Genomic DNA, 18,290 nt, shown 5'->3' on the forward strand with positions numbered 1-18,290 from the left:
TCAGTTCTCCTCGAACAGGAAGAAGAAGGCGGAGACGGCACCGACCACCACGAGGAAGACGCCGAGATCGAAGACGTAAGTCGTGCCGACCTTGAGGACGCCGACCTCGCTCTCGATGTCGCCCCAGAGGTGCGTGAGATACGGAACGCCGCCGAGAAGCCCCGGGAGCCCGGAAATCAGCGCCAGGGCGAGCCCCCAGCCGGCAAGCGCCACCGGGTGGACCCGGAGGAGCCGCTGCGCCTTGCGCACGCCGAACGCGTAGGCGATCACCACCAGGGCCCCCGCTCCGACCAGTCCGCCAATGAAGCCGCCACCCGGTGCGTTGTGTCCGCGCAGAAGGATGATCACGGCGACCGCCGCCATGAGCGTCGCGAGAAGGCCCGCACTTGCGGCCAGGATTGGCGACGGCAGGACGGGACGCGTCCCGTGGCGACCGGATACGCCCTTCATGGCAGGCTCCTCTTCGCGCGCAGTCTGAGGCCCCGCATCAGCCCGAAGGCGGCCACGGCGGCGAGCGCGACGACGCCGATCTCGCCCAGGGTGTCGAGCGCCCTGAAATCCACGATGATGACGTTGACGACGTTGCGGCCGAACGCTTCCGTGTAGGAGGCGAGACGGAAATAGTCGCTGACGCGCTCGTCGAAGGGGCTCGCAAGAAGGCTGATCGCGAGAAGGGTCGAGGCTGCACCGAGGGACAGCGCGACCGCGCCATCGACCCGCTTCTGGCGGATGGTGCGCGCGTCGAGCGCGGAGGCCGGAAGGCGCAGCACCACCGCCGTTGCGATGACCACGAACACCGTTTCGACGGCGAACTGGGTGAACGCCAGGTCGGGCGCCCCTTTCTTCAGAAAGAGAACGCCGAGCGCATAGCCCACCAGGCCCACGCCGACCAGGACGGTGAGAAACGACCTCGCCAGCGCGGCAAGCGCCGATCCGATCACCAGCACGCCGACGATGCCGATGATGTAGGGACGGTCAAAGGTCAGGTCCGGTACGGCGATGCCGGTCCGCGCGAGCGCAAAGACGATGAGCGCCGTGGCCGCAAGGAGAGGCACCAGGGTGTAGCGGCGCAACGAGCCGTTCTGCATCGCCGCCGTGCTTGTGCGCGCGCAGGCCAGCACCAGCCCGCCGAGGCGGTCGAACAGTCGCTCGGCGTGCATCGGCGTCGGAACCGACACGCGCGCCAGCATTCTGTGGACCGCCTCCCACTGCCAGGCGAGGAAAGCGCCGACGCCGACGGCGAGCCCCGACAACGCAAGCATTGGCGTCAGTCCGTGCCAGAGCTTCAATTTGGTGTCGATCTGCTCGCCCGCCGCGACCGACGCGGCGTCGGCGAGGATGGCCGACGAGGCAAGTCCGGGCGCAAGGCCGAATGCCGCACCGAGACCCGCAAGCATGATTGGCCCGATCACGAGACCGAACCGCTCGCGGTGACGCAGCGTGGCCGGTTTCTGCTCGCGCCCGAAGAAAGGCCGGAGCGCGACCACGGCGGCGACGGCGACGAGCACCGCGTTCACGATCACTGCCACGGCTAGGAGTGCCGAGATGCCTGCACTCGTGAGTTTCGCCTCGAACAGGAGCTCCTTGGCGATGAAGCCGATGAACGGCGGTAGACCCGCCATTGAGAGGCTCGCCACGACCGCCGCAATGGCCGTGAGCGGCAGCGCCCGGAAAAGTCCGCTCATCTGCGAGAGACGGGCGACCCCGGTGGCGTGGATCGCGTTTCCGGCCACGAAGAACAACGCGGCCTTGTAGAGCGCATGGCTGAGAAAGAACCCGACGGTGGCGACCGCGGCGACCGGATTGTCGAGTCCGACGAGAAGGGTCAACGTGCCGAGTGCGGCGACGGTGGTCTGGGCGAGCACCGCCTTGAAGCGTTCCACGCGCAGCGCCTGGACGGCGGCCACCAGCATGGTCGCACCACCGAAGCCGACCAGCAGGGTCTGCCAGAGTTCGGAGTGTCCGAAGGCGGGGTCCAGCACGATGAGAAGGAAGATGCCGAGCTTCACCATCGTCGCGGAATGCAGATAGGCGGACGCAGGCGTCGGCGCGGCCATCGCGTTGGCGAGCCAGAACTGGAACGGCACCTGCGCCGACTTCGAAAAGGCACCTGCCAGCACCAGAACAAGCGCTGCGGGAAACAGCGGATCCGCGGTGATGGCTTCTCCCTGCGCGACGATGGCGGTGATTTCGGTCGTGCCGGCGATGTTGGCAACGAGCAGGAGGCCGGCAAGCAGCGCGAGCCCGCCGCCGGCCGTTACCATCAGCGCCTGATTTGCCGCGCGGCGCGCCTCCGCGTCTTCACTCTTGAAGCCGATCAGGAGAAACGACAGGACGCTCGTCAGTTCCCAGAACACGAAGAACAGGATGACGTCGTTCGCGAACACGGCGCCGAGCATCGCCGCCATGAAGGCAAGGATCAGCGACAGGAAGCGAAGCCGCTCCGTGCCATGATCCATGTAGCTGGCGGCATAGATCACGACGAGCGCGCCGATCGCGCTGATCAGCGTCGCGAAGAGCAGCGAGAACGCGTCGATGCGGAATGCGAGCGCTATGCCGAGGCTTTCGACCCAGGCCCACCGGACGGTTTCGCCGCCGGCTGCCAGGATATCGTTGCCGTACGCGAAAAGCGTCGCGCACACGGCGAGCGGAAGGACGGCCAGCGCATGGGCGCTGAGACGTCCCAGGGTCCAGGGCAAGAGCGCCGCTCCCGCGAACGATCCTGCAACAAGTGTCAGGGATATGGCCATGGGTCCGGACTGGCATCCTGGCGCGCCGACAGCTCGCTGCCGTGGCGCGCCAGTCCGCAGCTCTCAGGCCAGCGCCCGGAAGCCGGCCCCGCGCAGCCGCTCGAGACGGCGCGAGACGTCGGCGCGCATGAGGCGAAGCGTCGCCAGATGCGGATCCTTGGGATCTCTTCCCGGACCGCCGGCCGCATCGAGCCGGGCGTCCATGGCGCGCTTCATCTGGGAAAGCCGGCGTACCCGCCGCATGATGTCAGCTGTCTTCGGCATAGCAGTCCTCCCAAGCGATCTGCCGTCTACATGCCGGAGATGGGAGTCCCGCGTCATAGCCTCAATCGAGTTTCAGATCTGGATTGATCGGATTATCCTATCACGCAGCGCGAGCGTTCAGGTCTCGAGGGTCAGGTCCGAAAACTCGCGACGGACGATCGACCGGATTGAATCTGCGATCATCCGGTGGGTCACCGCGCGACCTGCGCTCTTGCGCCAGACGAGGCCGATGGAGCGCGAGATGGGTCGATCGCCAAGCCGGCGGACCACGACGTCGCTGGCGTGACTGAGCTCGGACCGCGCATAGAGGGCAGGAAGGAAGGTTACGCCCATTCCCATGCCCACCATGGAGCGCAGGGCATCGAGGCTCGTTCCCTCGTAAGCCAGTTCGAGCGTTGCGCCGAATTCCTGGCACAGGAACAGTACCTGCTCATGAAGATGATATTGCGCCGTGAGCGAAAGAACCTTGAGACCGGCCAGATGGGTTGTCCGCAGTTCGGGCTCGGCAGTGAGCGGATGGTCTCTCGCCAGCGCGAGATAGAGGGGCTCACGAAACAGACGCGCGGTCACGACGTCCGCGCTGCGCATGGGAAGATGCGCCAGGATCACGTCGTGGTCGCCCCGCAGAAGCTCTTCCTCCAGTCCGCGTGGAGGACGCTCACGAACATAGAGCTTGAGGGCCGGGTGCTCACTGTGCAGCTGTGCGACCACATGGGGCAGCAGATAGGGGCCGAGCGTCGGCATGACGCCGAGCCGGATCGTGCCGTCCATCACGCCGCTGCGGACGGTCGCCACGAAATCCTCGATGCCCTGAACTTCGGCAAGGACGCGCCGAGCGCGGTCGATGACCTCCCGACCCGTCGGCGTGGTGACCACCCGGGACCGACTGCGTTCAAACAGCTGCACGCCGAGATCGGCCTCGATTGCCTGGATCTGGGCAGTCAACGACGGCTGGCTGATCCCGCACCGCTCCGCCGCCCGCCGGAAGTGAAGTGTTTCAGCGAGCGCCACGATGGACTGAAGTTGCCTCACGGTTGGTATGGTGGGCCTTCCTTTTTCTCCGACCTGGCCTGCTGTCGATTTTTCGGGCACGGGGCCTGGCAAACATAGCTCGGACGTCGAACGCGGCGGGCTCGACTGGCCCGATATCGAGATCCGGGTCGCGTCCAGTGGCCCAAACCAGCCCCGGCCCGCCCCGCGATATCAGAACAGTCTGCCACGACATGCCCTTATCGACGATGAGGAAGCGCTGCATCGGGCGCGGCGATCCGAGGGCAAACAGGCCGTCGGTCGCAGAAGGCGCTCCGCAAGGAGATCGGATCGCCGTCGCCATCAATGGGCCCGTCGTGGAGGCGCCGCGACCGGTGACACTGTGCCGAGCCCTCGTCATGATATGAACCGATCGGGCCAGATCCCAACCAAACGAGGCCGGCGGCCCGATAGACAGACGGGTCGCCCGCCTTCAGATAGACGAGACCGCCATTCGGGTCTCCAGCCCGGTCGACGAGGCCGCAGTCGCCGAAGCCGCAGAAAACACGTGGCCGACACCAAGCAGGACCGGTCGCTCGTATCCGATCCGGGCCACACTATCGGCCAAGCCGTCGAGCCTGCCATGCACGATGTGCTCATCCGGACGGCCGAGAGCCCATGCGGCGACGACAGGCGTCGAGGGCGGCAGTCCCTCGGCGATAAGTCGCTCTGCGAAATCAGCGCAGGTGCGGCCGCCCATATAGACCAGCAGGCTCGTCTCCGGATCGGCCAGGCCGGCCCAATCGAGCCTGGGCAGACCGCCATCGCGCGCATGGCCGGTCACGAAACGCACGGAATGCGCGCAGTCCCGGTGGGTCAGCGAGACACCGAGTTTCGACGCCAGCGCGAGCGCTGACGTGATTCCCGGCACGACGTCGACGGGAACGCCGTGTCGTGAGAGGTCCGCGATCTCCTCGCCTGCCCGCCCGAAGATCATCGGATCGCCGGACTTCAATCGAACCACGTGCTTGCCCTGGCAGGCCAGCTTGACCATCAGCGCGTTGATATCCTCCTGGCGGCAGGACACGCGCCCTCCCCGCTTGCCCACCAGCATGCGCTGCGCTTCACGCCGGGCGAGCTCGAGCACCTCCCCGGCGACCAGATCGTCGAACAGGATCACATCGGCCGACTGGAGCACCCGCATCGCCTTGAGTGTGAGATATTCCGCGTCACCGGGCCCGGCGCCGACGAGGCTCACCCGACCGGCGGACGCCCCGCTCGCCGTCTCCGCCGCGACCCTGCGGAGGGTCATCCGCGGATCCGGCCCCGGGGGCGCGCGAAAGGCCAGCTCGGCGAAGCGCTCCCAGAAGCGGCGGCGTGCGTCGGCGCCGCCGATCCGCTCGGCGACAAGGCTTCGCAGCGCCTTCGCGGCCTCCGCCCAGGCGCCGACGAAGGGCGGCACCAGCGCCTCGATCCGTCGGCGGATCGCCTGTCCGAGCACCGGCGCCGCCCCGTCGGTCGAAATGCCGATCACCACCGGCGAGCGATTGACGATCGAACCGAACTGAAAATCGCAGAAGTCCCGCTTGTCGATGACGTTGACGGCCGCGCCTGCTGAATGTCCGGCGGACCGGATCGCCGAAGCGTCCTCCGCCGTCTCCGCATCGCCCACGAGGATAGCGGCGCCGACTAGGTCATCCGCACGCCAGGACCGACGCACGAGCGTCACGGAGCCCGCCGGCAGGGAATCAGCCGCGAGAGCGTCCATGTCACAGCACGCATCGGCGGCGAACACCGAGACGTCGGCCCCCGCGGCGGCAAGCAGTTCGGCCTTCCAGGCCGCCCCTTCCGATCCGCCGATCACCACGGCGCGCCGGCCGGCAAGATCGAAGAAGACCGGCAGTTTGGCCAGCGGTTCGATCCGCCCGGGCCGGCGCTCAGTTGGCGTTTTCGAGCGATCGAGCATGGATGATCCTCCGGATCTCCGCGCGGCACGAGCCGCAGTTGGTTCCAGCCTTGAGCTTTGCGCCGACGTCGTCGACGCTCTTCGCCCCGCCTGCGCGCACCAGCGCCTCGATCTGGTTCGTGCCGATTTCGAAGCACGAACAGACGAGAGCACCGGTATCGGGAACGTCACCACGCGGGCGTCCCGCCAGGAGTGCGAGCCGGTCCTGCGGGGTCTCGAACCGCTCCGTCAGCGCTGCCGCCAGGAAGCTGCGGGAAGCGGCCACGGGTTCTCGGGCGACGAAAAGCGCGCCGAGCAGGCGATCGCCGGAAAAGGCCGCCAGGCGGTGGTGCCCGGACTGCACATCATGCAGGGCGTGCACGTCGTCCTCGGCGAGGGTGAATCCGAGCAGCGACGCAAACAGATCACGCCAGGAAGCCGGATCGGCCAGGCCGGCGAGCTCCGCGCAATAGCCTGCCCGAGCGCGAGCCAGCGCCCAGTAGTCGCAATCCTGTGTTCGCGGAGAAGACCGGGTGACGGCAAAGCCGTACCACCGCGCAGGGAATCGCGCGATCCGTACCCTGCCGGACTTCAAAGCAGGCTGCCCGGAGACGGGATCGGTGTCGGCAATCACCAGACTGTCGACCCGGGCGTCGCTCGCCGTCTGACCGTTCCAGTGCATCGGGACGAAGACGGTCCCCTGCCGCTGGGTCGCCGCAACCAGCGCCCGCACCACGATCTGACCCAAGGGGCTTTCGACCCGAACGAGGTCCGCCGGCCCAATCCCTGCCTGGGCCGCATCAAGCGGATGGATTTCGACGAACGGCTCGGCGATGTGTCTGGACAGGCGGGGCGAGCGGCCGGTCCGCGTCATCGTGTGCCAATGGTCACGAACCCGACCGGTGTTGAGCACCATCGGATAGCGAGGTTCCCGGGCGGGGCCGGCGACCGGCGTCGCGACGAACCGCGCGCGACCGTCGGGGGTGAAGAAGCGACCATCTCCCCCGAAGCGGGTCTGTGCGCTCGCGTCCCGGCGGAATGGCCATCGTGCGGGTGCCAGTTCGTGATACCCGGCAGCATCCAGAGCCGCCAGCCCGCCGATGTCGAAAGCCCGCCCCCCATCGTTCTCGAAGGAGGACAGGGCCGCATGCTCGGCGAAAATGTCGGCGGGTTTCGAATAGGGGAACGCGGCTGTGAACCCCATTCTCCGGGCGATCTGGGTGATGATCCACCAGTCGGGACGCGCCTCGCCGGGAAGGTCGAGAAAGGCGCGCTGACGCGAGATCAGGCGCTCGGAGTTGGTGACGGTACCGTCCTTTTCGCCCCAGCCGGCCGCCGGCAGCAGGACGTCCGCACATTTTGCGGTATCGGTGTCGGGCAGGATGTCGGAGACCACCACGAAGGGGCACGCCTTCAGCGCCTCCCGCACCAGATCCGCGTCAGGCATCGACGCGACCGGGTTGGTCGCCATGATCCACAAAGCCTTGATCCGACCATCGCGGACAGCCTCGAAGAGATCGACCGCCTTCAGCCCGGGACGATCTGCGACCGATCGCGTTTGCCAGAAACGTCCGAGACGTTCGCGGTCGGCGGCCGCTTCCAGATCCATATGGGCCGCGAGCTGGGTGGCCAGACCGCCGACCTCGCGCCCGCCCATCGCGTTGGGCTGGCCGGTGACGGAGAACGGTCCCATGCCCGGTTTTCCGATGCGGCCGGAGATCAGATGGCAGTTGATTATGGAATTGACCTTGTCGGTGCCCGAGACCGACTGATTGACGCCCTGCGAGAACGCAGTGACCACCTTCTCGGTCCGTGCGAACAGCTCGAAGAAGGCCTGAACGTCCGAAGGGTCGAGCCCGGTGAGACGGGCAACGTCCGCGACGTGGCCTGACGCTTCGGCGAGCGCCTGTTCCAGACCGCAGGTGTGAGCTGCGACAAAGCCCGTGTCGACCGCCCCGACCTCCGACATATAGGCGAACAGGCCGTTGAACAGGGCGACGTCGGAGCCCGGTTCGATCGCAAGGTGCAGGTCCGCATCGACCGCGGTGGCCGTGCGCCGCGGATCGATCACCACGAGCCGGGTGCCGATCCTGTCGCGCGCAGCCATCAGGCGCTGGTGGAGCACCGGATGGCACCAGGCGAGATTGGAGCCGACAAGAACCACGAGATCGGCCTGTTCGAAGTCCTCGTAGGTCCCCGGCACGATATCGGCTCCGAAGGCCCTGCGGTGGCCGGCGACGGCGGATGCCATGCACAGGCGTGAGTTGGTGTCGATGTTCGCCGACCCGATGAAGCCCTTCATCAGCTTGTTGGCGACAAAGTAATCCTCGGTCAGAAGCTGGCCGGAGACATAAAGCGCGACCGAGTTCGGTCCGTGTTCGGCGATGGCGTGGGCAAAGCGCTCGGCGACCAGCTCTGTCGCAGCGTCCCAGGAGACCCGCCGCCCGCCGACCCGGGGATGGAGCAGCCGTCCGTCGAGGCCGAGGGTCTCGCCGAGCGCCGATCCCTTCGAGCACAGTCGCCCGAAGTTCGCCGGATGCTCCGGATCCCCGGCGATATCGACGCTCCCGTCCGCTCTCGGGGTCGCCAGCACGCCGCATCCGACGCCGCAATAGGCGCAGGTCGTGCGGACCGTCGTATTCGCTCGTGTCGCGTCCATGACTTCGCTCGATCACCTGCATTGGTGAAATCATCCGATCGGGCGCGTACGCCCGTCAGAAATCGCTCCGGCGTCTACTCTGCGGCCGCGAGCGGCCGGTCCGGCCGCACGAATTCCGCCGACCTCGGCTCCAGAGACAGCTCGACGGCCTGCGACGCCGGGTCGACCCGGACATCGAAGGTGCGGGTGCGGCCGCCCTCCGGACCCGACATTTCCCCGCTGGCCAGGGCAATCACCGCGTTGTGGAGTGGGCAGGTGACCGAGGTGTCGTGGACGATCCCCTGGGACAGCGGCCCGTCCTTGTGGGGGCAGCGATCCTCCAGGGCGTAGAGTGCATCGTCCGCGGTGCGGAACACCGCGATCCGGCCAAACGGGGTCAGCACGCAGCGCGCCCCCAGTGGCGGGATGTCATGAAGATGGCCGATCTTGTGCCAGCGGTCGTTCATTCCGCAGCCTCCTTCAGGGTAAGATCAGCCAGAGGCGCGAACTCGTGGGCATCGCGGCCCCGGATCCGCTCCTCCCATGGATCGGCCTGGGAATAGCGCTGGGAAAAGACGAAGCGGTCGAACAGGGCCCTGCGGTTTTCCAGGTCCTCGATCACCTGAGCCTGAACGGTCTCCAGCCCGACCCGGGCCATCCACTTGTAGATCCGCTCCAGGTACCAGCCCTGCTCGCGATAAAGCTGCACGACCGCGACGATGACCTCGAAGGCGTCGTCCTCGGTGTCGACCTTGCCGAGAAGCTCGGTGCCCTTGATGTCGAGCCCCGCCGCCCCGCCGATCTGAATCTCGTAGCCGCTCTCCACGCAGACGACGCCGACGTCCTTGCAGGTGGCTTCGGCACAGTTGCGGGGGCAGCCGGAGACGGCCATCTTCACCTTGGCCGGCGTCCACGAGCCCCACATGAACTTCTCGATCCGGATGCCGAGCCCGGTGGAATCCTGGGTTCCGAACCGGCACCAGTCCGTGCCCACACAGGTCTTCACGGTCCTGAGCGCCTTGCCGTAGGCGTGACCGGAGACGAGACCCGCGGCGTTGAGATCGGACCAGACCGCCGGCAGGTCCTCCTTCCTGACCCCGAGCATGTCGATGCGCTGGCCGCCGGTGCACTTCACCGTCGGAATTTCGAACTTGTCGACCACATCGGCGATGGCGCGCAGCTCCTGCGCATTGGTCACGCCGCCCCACATGCGCGGAACCACCGAGTAGGTGCCGTCGCGCTGGATGTTGGCGTGGACGCGTTCGTTGATGAACCGCGACTGCTGGTCGTCGACATACTCGCCCGGCCAGGTGGCGATGAGATAGTAATTCAGCGCCGGCCGGCACTTGGCGCAGCCGTTCGCGGTCGTCCACTCCAGCTCCTGCATGACCGCCGGGATCGACTTCAGCTCCTTCGCCACGATCAGCCGGCGAACCTCGCCATGGCCAAGCTCGGTGCAGCCGCACATGGGCTTCACGGCCGCCGGATCGTAGGCATCGCCCAGCGACACCGAGAGCAGCTGCTCCACGAGCCCGGTGCAGGACCCGCAACTGTTGGAGGCCTTCGTGTGGGTCCGGACGTCCTCGAGAGAAGACAGGTTCTTGCCGGTTATCGCGGAGACGATGTCTCCCTTGCACACGCCGTTGCAGCCGCAGATCTCCGCGCTATCCGGCAAGGCTGCAACGGCCTCCATAGGGTCCAGCGGCGCGCCTCCGGAATAGGCGCGTCCGAAGATGAGGGTTTCGCGCAGATCGGCGACGTCGGCCTTCTCCTTGAGAAGGTCGAAGAACCAGGCGCCGTCGGACGTGTCGCCGTAGAGGACTGCGCCGACGATCCGGTCGTCTTCGATGACGAGCCGCTTGTAGATCGAGCGGGACGCGTCGCGCAGGACGATCTCCTCGCGATCCTCTCCCTCCGCGAAATCGCCGGCCGAGAAGAGGTCGATGCCGGTCACCTTCAGCTTGGTCGACGTGACCGCGCCCACGAAGGCCGCCTCGGCGTCGTCGCACAGCCGGGCGGCCGCGACCTTCGCCATCTCGTAGAGCGGGGCGACGAGCCCGTAGCACGTGCCGCGATGCTCCACGCATTCGCCGACGGCGAGGATGTCGGGATCCGACGTCTGCATGTGATCGTCGACGACCACGCCGCGATTGACCTCGAGATCGGCGGACCTGGCGAGCGCGGCGTTCGGACGGATCCCCACCGCCATGACCACCAGATCCGCATCGAGCTCGGTGTCGTCTTCGAGAAGAACGCTCTCGACGTGACGGCCGCCCTGGATCGCCTTGGTGTTGGCGCGGGTGATGACCCGGATGCCGCGGCTTTCCAGCTCCTTCTGGAGGAGATAACCGGCCGAGGGATCGAGCTGGCGCTCCATCAGCGTCGGAGCCAGATGCAGGACGGTCACGTCCATGCCCCGGCCCTTCAGCCCGGCCGCCGCCTCCAACCCGAGCAGCCCGCCACCGATCACAACGGCTTTGCCGCCCTTCGCCGCAGCGGCCGTCATCCTCTCCACGTCGTCGAGATCGCGGAAGGAGATGACTTCGGGAAGATCGTGACCCGGGAGCGGGATCATGACCGGATCGGATCCGGTGGCGAGTACCAGCCTGTCGTAGGAGACGACGGCCCCGTCCTCGGACGCCACCGTCTTCGCCGCACGGTCGATTCCGACAATCCTGCGGCCCGAGACGAGGGACACCTTGTTGGTCCGGTACCAGGCCTCGTCGTGGATCAGGATGTCCTCGAACCGCTTCTCCCCGGCCAGCACCGGCGACAGCATGATCCGGTTGTAGTTCACCCTCGGCTCCGCACCGAACAGGGTGACGTCGTAGCGGCCCGGATCGGTCTCCGTCAGATGTTCGAGTAGCCGGCCGGCAGCCATCCCGTTGCCGACGATCACGAGCTTTTCCGTCATCTCGCGTGCTCCGCTGCCATGGTGTGACTGTGTTTCGCGATGGATCGGCTCACGAGCGCCTCCTATTCCGCAGCCGAGACCGCCGGGCTGCGCTTTGCGCGCCTTGTCCGGATCTCTTCGAGGTGCTCCGGTGTCGGATCGGCTCCGCCCTCGTAGGCTTCCAGAAACTCCAGAAGCTCCTCGCGATAGGCGTAGAAGTCCGGATGCTCGATCAGCGCCTTGCGGTCCCGCGGGCGCGGCAGGTCGATCTCCATGATCTTGCCCACACGAGCATGCGGGCCGTTGGTCATCATCACCACGCGGTCGGCCAGCAGTATCGCCTCGTCGACATCGTGGGTCACGCAGATCGCGGTGACGCTCGAGCGCTTCCACACGTCCATCAGGACGTCCTGCAGCTCCCAGCGGGTCAGGCTGTCGAGCATGCCGAACGGCTCGTCGAGGAGGAGGAGCTTGGGCGACAGCGCGAAGGCGCGCGCAATGCCGACGCGCTGCTTCATGCCGTTGGAAAGATCGGCGGCCCGCCGGTCCATCGCGTCGCCGAGACCGACCCGCTTGAGATAGTATTCGACCACCTCGCGGCGCTCGGCAGCGCTGGCCTTCGGATAGACCCGCCCGACGCCCATCGCGACGTTCTCACGGGCCGTGAGCCAGGGAAACAGCGAAGGCGACTGGAAGACCACCGCGCGCTCGGGTCCCGCGCCGTCGACCTCGCGGCCGTCGAGCACGATGCCGCCGCCGGAGACGTCGGCGAGCCCGGCGGCCATGTTCAGGACCGTGGACTTGCCGCAGCCCGAATGGCCGATCAGCGACACGAACTCGCCTTTCTGCATCTTCAGATCGAAGCCGTCGACGACTGTCAGCGGCCCGTCCTTCGTCGGGAACGTCTTGGTGACGCCGGAGAACTCGACGTAACGCTCTTCGATCGGCGACGCCGCCGCGTCCCGGTACGCTTTCGGAGGCGCCCCCGCTGCCGCCAGCGACACGACCTTCGGCACGTCGAGGTCCGAGGCGCCTGAGGTCCCTGCCCCCACCTCGTCGAGATAGCGGATGATCTCCACGCGCAGCCGCCGGAAGTCCGGATCGTGGTTGAGCTCCGCACGGTCGCGCGGGCGCGGAAGGTCGATCCTGAAGTCCGGCCCGAGCGTCGCGTCCGGACCCGGGTTCAGCGGGATCACCCGGTCGGCCAGCAGGATCGCCTCGTCGACGTCGTTGGTGATCAGGACGAAGGTGCGTTTCTCTCGGCCGCAGATCTCGGTCAGTTCGTCCTGCAGCTTGGAGCGGGTCAGCGCATCCAGGGCCGAGAGCGGTTCGTCGAGGAGCAGCAGATCCGGCTGCATGGCGAGCGCCCGGGCGACGGCGACGCGCTGGCGCATGCCGCCGGAGAGTTCGGCCGGACGGCGCTCGCGGGCATGGGAGAGCCCCACCATTTCCACATAGGTGTCGGCGAGGTTCTTCCGCTCCGCCCGGGACTTCTTCGGGAAGATGGCGTCGACCGCAAGTTCGACATTGCCGGCAACCGTGAGCCAGGGCATCAGCGAATAGGACTGAAACACGACGCCGCGCTCGGGCGAAGGCCCTTTCACGGGCTTTCCGCGGAAGCGAACCGTCCCGGCGTCCGGCGTTTCGAGGCCTGCGATTGTGGAGACAAGCGTCGTCTTGCCGGAACCGGAATAGCCGACGATCGCGACGAACTCGCCTTCCTCGACGGACAGATCGATCCCGCCCAGAACCGGATTGCGGGCCTGACCGGCGCCGTAAGCCTTCGTCACACCACTCAATTCGAGAAGAGCCATGATCTCACCTCCTCAGCGGGTCGCGGAGTGGGTGAAGGCCACCTGCAGCGCCTGCATGAGGCGGTCGAGCAGGAACCCGATGATGCCGATGGTCAGGACCGCAACCATGATGCGGGCCAGCGAGTCGGACGAGCCGTTCTGGAACTCATCCCAGACGAACTTTCCGAGCCCCGGATTCTGGGCGAGCATCTCGGCGGCGATGAGCACCATCCAGCCGACGCCGAGCGACAGGCGCAGCCCGGTGAAGATCAGCGGCAGCGCCGACGGCAGCACCAGCTTGGTGAGCTTCTTCGCCGGCGACAGGTTGAGGACCCGGCTGACGTTGAGGAGATCCTTGTCGATCGACGAGACGCCGAGCGCCGTGTTGATCAGGGTCGGCCACAGCGAGCACAGCGTCACCGTGATGGCGGAGACGACCAGCGACTTCGGCAAGGCATCGACGGAGTTCACGTAGAGCGCCGAGACCACCATGGTCACGATCGGCAACCACGCGAGCGGCGACACCGGCTTGAAGACCTGGATCAGCGGGTTCACGGCCCCATTGACGGTCGGCCAGAGACCGCAGGCGATGCCGAGCGGAACCGCAATGAGCGTGGCGATGACGAAGCCGATCGCGACGGTCTTCAGGCTGGTCAGGATCTGGTCGAAATAGGTCGGTCGGCCGGTGTAGTCGCGCCATTTGACCCGGTCGCCATACCCGGCCTCCACCAGCTTGGCGTTGCGCTCCTCCTGGCGCTCGTAGAAGGCCTGGGCCTCCTGGCGTTCGGCGACGTGCTCGCCGTAGAGCGCTTCGGCCTGGTGCCAGACCTGAACCGGTCCCGGAATGGCCCCGAGCGACGTGTTCACCTGCGGCGCAAGCAGCGCCCAGGCTGCCAGGAAGGCGAAAATCCCGATGAGCGGCACCAGGATCTGGCTTCCGATCGCCTTGAACTGGCTTGGCGACCGGTCACCCGCGGCGATCCGGACGACCGGAACGAGCCAGCCGAACCCAAAACTCGACATCGGTCGGGAGATCCGGTCGACGGCGGCAAGTCGCGCATCGCGTCGGGCGGCAGCACGGGTGCTGGGGGACGTGTCGACGAACTCGTCGGCGGTGGTCATGACGGTTGGCTCTCGATGACTGGAACGGAGGTCGAAGACGGACGGGGCCGTGGACGGGGGTCAGCCCCCTGTCACCTCGGTTCCCTTGATCTGCTCGGGGCCCTTCAGACCGATCGACAGCGAGTCGATGTACGCGTTGGGTGCGCGGCCGTCGTATTCGATGCCGTCGAGAAACGCGTCGGTCGGTTCGCGGTAGCCGTCGGTGTCCCAGGGGAAGTCCGCCTCGTCGGCGAGCCCTTCCTCGACCAGCATGCGCGCCGCCTTCAGATAGATGTCCGGGCGATAGACGGTGCGCGCGGTCTCGTCGTACCAGCTGTCGGGCTTTGCCTCCGGAATCTGGCCCCAGCGCCGCATCTGGGTCAGGTACCAGATCGCATCGGAGTAGAACGGATAGGTCGCGTTGTAGCGGAAGAAGACGTTGAAGTCCGGGACCGGCCGCTTGTCGCCCTTCTCGTATTCGAAGGTGCCTGTCATGGAGTTGGCGATGACTTCAGCGTCGGCACCGACATATTCGGGCTTCGAGAGGATCTCGACGGCTTCCTGCCGGTTGGCGTTGTCGTCTTCGTCGAGCCAGATCGCGGCCCGGATCAGGGCCTTGGTGACGGCGAGCGCTGTGTTCGGATATTTCTCGGCGAATTCCGCTGTAATACCGAAGACCTTCTCCGGATTGTTCTTCCAGATCTCGTAGTCGGTGATCACCGGCACGCCGATCTCCATGAACACGGCCTGCTGGTTCCAGGGTTCGCCGACGCAATAGCCATGTATCGTGCCGGCCTCGAGGGTCGACGGCATCTGGGGCGGCGGCGTCACGGACAGAAGCGCGTCCGCCTTGATCTGTCCGGTGGTGTCGTTCTCGCCGTAGTAGCCGGGATGGATTCCCCCGGCGGCGAGCCAGTAGCGCAGCTCGTAGTTGTGGGTGGAGACCGGAAAGACCATTCCCATGTTGAAGGGCTTGCCCTGCTGCCGGAAGTCTTCGACGACCGGCTTGAGAGCGGAGGCCGAGATCGGATGCTGCGGCTTGCCGTCAGCATTGGTCGGAATATTCGGCTTCATCATCTCCCAGACCTCGTTGGAGACGGTGATGCCGTTGCCGTTCAGATCCATCGAGAACGGCGTGATGATATGGGCCTCCGTGCCGTAGCCGATGGTAGCGGCCAAAGGCTGGCCCGCGAGCATGTGCGCGCCGTCGAGTTCGCCGGTGATCACCCGGTCGAGCAGAACCTTCCAGTTCGCCTGGGGCTCCAGGGTCACGTAAAGCCCCTCGTCCTCGAAGAAGTGCTTTTCGTAGGCGATGGCGAGCGGCGCCATGTCGGTGAGCTTGATGAAGCCGAAGGTCAGCTCATCCTTTTCGGGAAACAGCATCTCCGCGGACGCGGACGTGCCCGACACCACCCCCAACACCGTCAGCGCCGTTCCCAGTGCGAGCCCCTTGAGCCCGATACGCCTGTCGAACGTCCCCATTGTCATCTCCCACTCCCGTTCCTGGCGGCAGAAGCCGCGCAAACGAAAAAAGCCGTCGGATCAGCGCGTCCTCCTCCTGCGAGGAGACGATGATCGACGGCGTTGCCTGGGCGCCCCGACGGTGGGTGCGCCGATATGGTTGGAAACTGTCAGCCGGTCCGACGGGCCGCCATTGGCCAATGGTCGTATCCGGATCGAACATCTCACGCGTCCGTCAGGCTGCTGCGCCCAAAGACCGATGTTCGACTAATTCAAGGGTATGAGCGCTGGGTCGATCTCCGCAAGCACAACTGTTGTGCACATGCGATGAGACTTGCGGCACTGCAACCGGGCTAGACCTCGACCCCGATGGACCGCAGGTAGCCTTCCACGTCGTCCGGATCGAACAGACGGCCGTCAAAGAAGCCGTCGGGACCGAGCACCATCCGACCGCTCCTGGAAGCGACAGGCGTGGGTGTTTTCAGGGCGCCCTCCACCTTCGCGCTGGCATTCGGCAGATCGGCGTCCGTGGATTTCAGCGCCGCTCGGTAGATATCCGGGCGGTAGACCTGTCGCACGCGCGCGAGATCCTCGGACCGATAGGGAACCTGCCCCCATCGGACCATCTGCGAGTAGAACCAGAGGGCATGGCTCTGCCAGGGAAAATTCGCCGCGTGCGCGTGGAAAACCAGAAAGTCGGGTATTTCCCCGGACGCAACCCCCTTGCGCCGGGTGATCCGTCCGCTCAGCGCAGCCTGCATGACGGCGGGACTGCCGCCGACATAGGCGGGACGGCTGAGCAAGCCGGCCAGCTCGTCGAGATGACCGGGATCGGAGGCCCAGCGCGCTGCCCGATACAGCGCCCTGATCAGCGCTTCGAGGCGTTCGGGATGTTCCTCCGCGAACCGTCTGCGCAGGCCGAGCACCTTGTCGGGACCCTGGCGCCACAGCGCGGACTTGGTCGCCGCAATGACGCCGACGCCTTTCTCGACCGCAAGGGAGTTCCAGGGTTCGCCGACGCAGAATCCATCCACCTGCCCCTCGGCCAGCGCATCGACCATGAACGGCGGAGGAAGAACGACGAGACGCACATCCCGGTCGGGATCGATACCGCCGGAGGCCAGCCAGTAGCGAAGCTCGTAGTTGTGCCCCGAGAACGGATAGACTGTCGCCAGCGTGAGAGGGTCTCTGCCCTCCGCCTTGCGACGGGCGACATGGCGGGCGAGATGGCCCACTGTCTTTTCGGGACCGTCGCTCAGTTCCGCTCCATCGGCTTCAAGCGCCGACCACAGCTGCTCCGACAGCGTGATCGCGTTGCCGCCCAGCCCCAGGGAGAACGGCGCCACCATGGGCACCTGGAGATGGCCGCCCGCACCCAGTGTCGATGCGATGGGCAGCGGCGCCAGCATCTGTGCGGCGTCGAAATGGCCGAGCATCGCCCGATCCCGGATGTTGGCCCACGAGGTTTCGCGGACGAGCGCCAGTTGCAGCCCCTCCGCTTCGGCAAAGCCCTTCTCGGCGGCGGCCACCAGGATCGCGCAGTCGACCAAAGGGATGAATCCGATCGTCAGCGTTGCCGTCTCGTCGGACTGGGCGCTGGTCTCTGCGGCAGTCGGGCGAGAGAGCGTCATCGTCGTCATCCGAGCAGCTTCGAGGCGGTCACCAGACCTTGCGCGATATCTGCGACCCGTCGGCTTTCGTTCATTGCCGTCTTGCGCAGCAGTGCATAGGCCTCCTCCTCCCCGATGCCGCGTGTCTTCATCAGGATCCCCTTTGCCTTGTCGATGACCTTGCGGTCTTCGAGCGCCTGCTTGGCATGCTCAAGCTCGTCGCGAAGCCGGTTGAATGCGTTGAAGCGGCTGATCGCCATGTCGAGAATGGGCTTGACCCGCTCCTTGCGGAGCCCGTCGACCACATAGGCCGAAACGCCGGCGTCGATCGCCGCCTCGATAGACGCGGCGTCAGAGCGATCCACGAACATCGCGACCGGCCGGCGCACCGTTCGCGAGACCTGGAACATCTGTTCCAGAACGTCTCGGTTCGGGTTTTCCAGATCAATGAAGACGACGTCCGGATCCGCTTCGACGATCTGGCGCAGAAGACCGCGCATCTCGATGATCACGGTGACATCCGAAAGGCCAGCCTCGCGCAGGCCGTCCTCGATGATCGAAGCGCGGACGGCATTGTCGTCGATCACGAGGATGCGCAAGGAAGCGTCGGACATGCGCCAATCTTGCTGATCCGTGCCTTGAGTGCAATGCAGCATGAAGCTGCGGCCTGTTTTGCCGCGAGCTCACTGCTTCTGCTTGGCCGCGCGCTTTGGGTGTCCAATTGCGGTGTCGGAGATTTCCGCATGAATGTCGGTGATTGGCGCAAAGCCGATCGGGCAAAGCTGGACGGAAGCGGACGGGCAGCTTCGGAAGGCATCTGGCAAAAAGCCGCCGTCCGTCTGCTCACGGCCCACCGTCAGCGTCAT

14 protein-coding genes are annotated in these 18,290 nt (G+C 66.2%); all 14 read right to left on the minus strand.

Annotated features, from left to right (window positions below):
- The 14 genes from J2S73_RS19765 to J2S73_RS19830 all read right to left on the minus strand — a co-directional run bounded on the left by J2S73_RS19765 (position 1) and on the right by J2S73_RS19830 (position 18,290).
- On the minus strand, positions 1 to 450 hold the full coding sequence (locus J2S73_RS19765) for an MnhB domain-containing protein (RefSeq protein WP_306887407.1): 450 nt from the start codon (positions 448 to 450) through the stop codon (positions 1 to 3).
- Positions 447 to 2,750 (minus strand): hydrogen gas-evolving membrane-bound hydrogenase subunit E, encoded by a 2,304-nt coding sequence (gene mbhE / locus J2S73_RS19770; RefSeq protein WP_306887408.1) that lies wholly within the window; start codon positions 2,748 to 2,750, stop codon positions 447 to 449. Before mbhE ends, J2S73_RS19765 begins: the two co-directional genes overlap by 4 nt.
- A 63-nt stretch (positions 2,751 to 2,813) precedes the next feature.
- The gene (locus J2S73_RS19775; protein WP_306887409.1) at positions 2,814 to 3,014 is read right to left on the minus strand and encodes a hypothetical protein; all 201 of its coding nucleotides are present in this window, start codon (positions 3,012 to 3,014) and stop codon (positions 2,814 to 2,816) included.
- A gap of 117 nt (positions 3,015 to 3,131) precedes the next feature.
- A complete protein-coding gene (locus J2S73_RS19780; RefSeq protein WP_306887410.1) occupies positions 3,132 to 4,046 on the minus strand; it encodes a hydrogen peroxide-inducible genes activator in 915 nt (304 codons plus the stop codon).
- A gap of 430 nt (positions 4,047 to 4,476) precedes the next feature.
- On the minus strand, positions 4,477 to 5,949 hold the full coding sequence (gene cysG / locus J2S73_RS19785; RefSeq protein WP_306887411.1) for a siroheme synthase CysG: 1,473 nt from the start codon (positions 5,947 to 5,949) through the stop codon (positions 4,477 to 4,479).
- Positions 5,921 to 8,587, minus strand: a complete 2,667-nt coding sequence (locus J2S73_RS19790; RefSeq protein ID WP_306887412.1) for a nitrate reductase — start codon at positions 8,585 to 8,587, stop codon at positions 5,921 to 5,923. Before J2S73_RS19790 ends, cysG begins: the two co-directional genes overlap by 29 nt.
- A gap of 74 nt (positions 8,588 to 8,661) precedes the next feature.
- The gene (gene nirD, locus J2S73_RS19795; RefSeq protein ID WP_306887413.1) at positions 8,662 to 9,033 is read right to left on the minus strand and encodes a nitrite reductase small subunit NirD; all 372 of its coding nucleotides are present in this window, start codon (positions 9,031 to 9,033) and stop codon (positions 8,662 to 8,664) included.
- Complete coding sequence (gene nirB, locus J2S73_RS19800; protein WP_306887414.1) at positions 9,030 to 11,480, minus strand: nitrite reductase large subunit NirB; 2,451 nt, start codon at positions 11,478 to 11,480, stop codon at positions 9,030 to 9,032. Before nirB ends, nirD begins: the two co-directional genes overlap by 4 nt.
- A gap of 62 nt (positions 11,481 to 11,542) precedes the next feature.
- Positions 11,543 to 13,273: an ABC transporter ATP-binding protein gene (locus J2S73_RS19805; protein WP_306887415.1), complete on the minus strand. Its 1,731-nt coding sequence runs from the start codon at positions 13,271 to 13,273 to the stop codon at positions 11,543 to 11,545.
- A 12-nt stretch (positions 13,274 to 13,285) separates the two neighbouring features.
- Entirely contained in the window at positions 13,286 to 14,374 is a 1,089-nt protein-coding gene (locus J2S73_RS19810) for an ABC transporter permease (protein WP_306887416.1), read from the minus strand.
- Between the two features lie 60 nt (positions 14,375 to 14,434).
- Positions 14,435 to 15,835, minus strand: coding sequence for a CmpA/NrtA family ABC transporter substrate-binding protein (locus J2S73_RS19815; RefSeq protein ID WP_306887417.1), 1,401 nt, complete (start codon positions 15,833 to 15,835; stop codon positions 14,435 to 14,437).
- A gap of 332 nt (positions 15,836 to 16,167) precedes the next feature.
- Complete coding sequence (locus J2S73_RS19820) at positions 16,168 to 17,445, minus strand: CmpA/NrtA family ABC transporter substrate-binding protein (protein WP_306887418.1); 1,278 nt, start codon at positions 17,443 to 17,445, stop codon at positions 16,168 to 16,170.
- Between the two features lie 5 nt (positions 17,446 to 17,450).
- The gene (locus J2S73_RS19825; protein WP_306887420.1) at positions 17,451 to 18,038 is read right to left on the minus strand and encodes an ANTAR domain-containing response regulator; all 588 of its coding nucleotides are present in this window, start codon (positions 18,036 to 18,038) and stop codon (positions 17,451 to 17,453) included.
- 69 nt (positions 18,039 to 18,107) lie between these two features.
- A complete protein-coding gene (locus J2S73_RS19830) occupies positions 18,108 to 18,290 on the minus strand; it encodes a hypothetical protein (protein ID WP_306887421.1) in 183 nt (60 codons plus the stop codon).

This window comes from Amorphus orientalis (assembly GCF_030814015.1).
GTDB classification, from domain to species: Bacteria; Pseudomonadota; Alphaproteobacteria; order Rhizobiales; family Amorphaceae; genus Amorphus; species Amorphus orientalis.

Coding starts and splice junctions, on each gene's coding strand:
- J2S73_RS19820 (WP_306887418.1), bottom strand. CDS start 17,445: ATGACGCTCTCTCGCCCGACTGCCGCAGAGACCAGCGCCCAGTCCGAC.
- J2S73_RS19765 (WP_306887407.1), bottom strand. CDS start 450: ATGAAGGGCGTATCCGGTCGCCACGGGACGCGTCCCGTCCTGCCGTCG.
- mbhE (WP_306887408.1), bottom strand. CDS start 2,750: ATGGCCATATCCCTGACACTTGTTGCAGGATCGTTCGCGGGAGCGGCG.
- J2S73_RS19805 (WP_306887415.1), bottom strand. CDS start 13,273: ATGGCTCTTCTCGAATTGAGTGGTGTGACGAAGGCTTACGGCGCCGGT.
- J2S73_RS19775 (WP_306887409.1), bottom strand. CDS start 3,014: ATGCCGAAGACAGCTGACATCATGCGGCGGGTACGCCGGCTTTCCCAG.
- J2S73_RS19810 (WP_306887416.1), bottom strand. CDS start 14,374: ATGACCACCGCCGACGAGTTCGTCGACACGTCCCCCAGCACCCGTGCT.
- nirB (WP_306887414.1), bottom strand. CDS start 11,480: ATGACGGAAAAGCTCGTGATCGTCGGCAACGGGATGGCTGCCGGCCGG.
- cysG (WP_306887411.1), bottom strand. CDS start 5,949: ATGCTCGATCGCTCGAAAACGCCAACTGAGCGCCGGCCCGGGCGGATC.
- J2S73_RS19830 (WP_306887421.1), bottom strand. CDS start 18,290: ATGACGCTGACGGTGGGCCGTGAGCAGACGGACGGCGGCTTTTTGCCA.
- J2S73_RS19790 (WP_306887412.1), bottom strand. CDS start 8,587: ATGGACGCGACACGAGCGAATACGACGGTCCGCACGACCTGCGCCTAT.
- nirD (WP_306887413.1), bottom strand. CDS start 9,033: ATGAACGACCGCTGGCACAAGATCGGCCATCTTCATGACATCCCGCCA.
- J2S73_RS19815 (WP_306887417.1), bottom strand. CDS start 15,835: ATGGGGACGTTCGACAGGCGTATCGGGCTCAAGGGGCTCGCACTGGGA.
- J2S73_RS19825 (WP_306887420.1), bottom strand. CDS start 18,038: ATGTCCGACGCTTCCTTGCGCATCCTCGTGATCGACGACAATGCCGTC.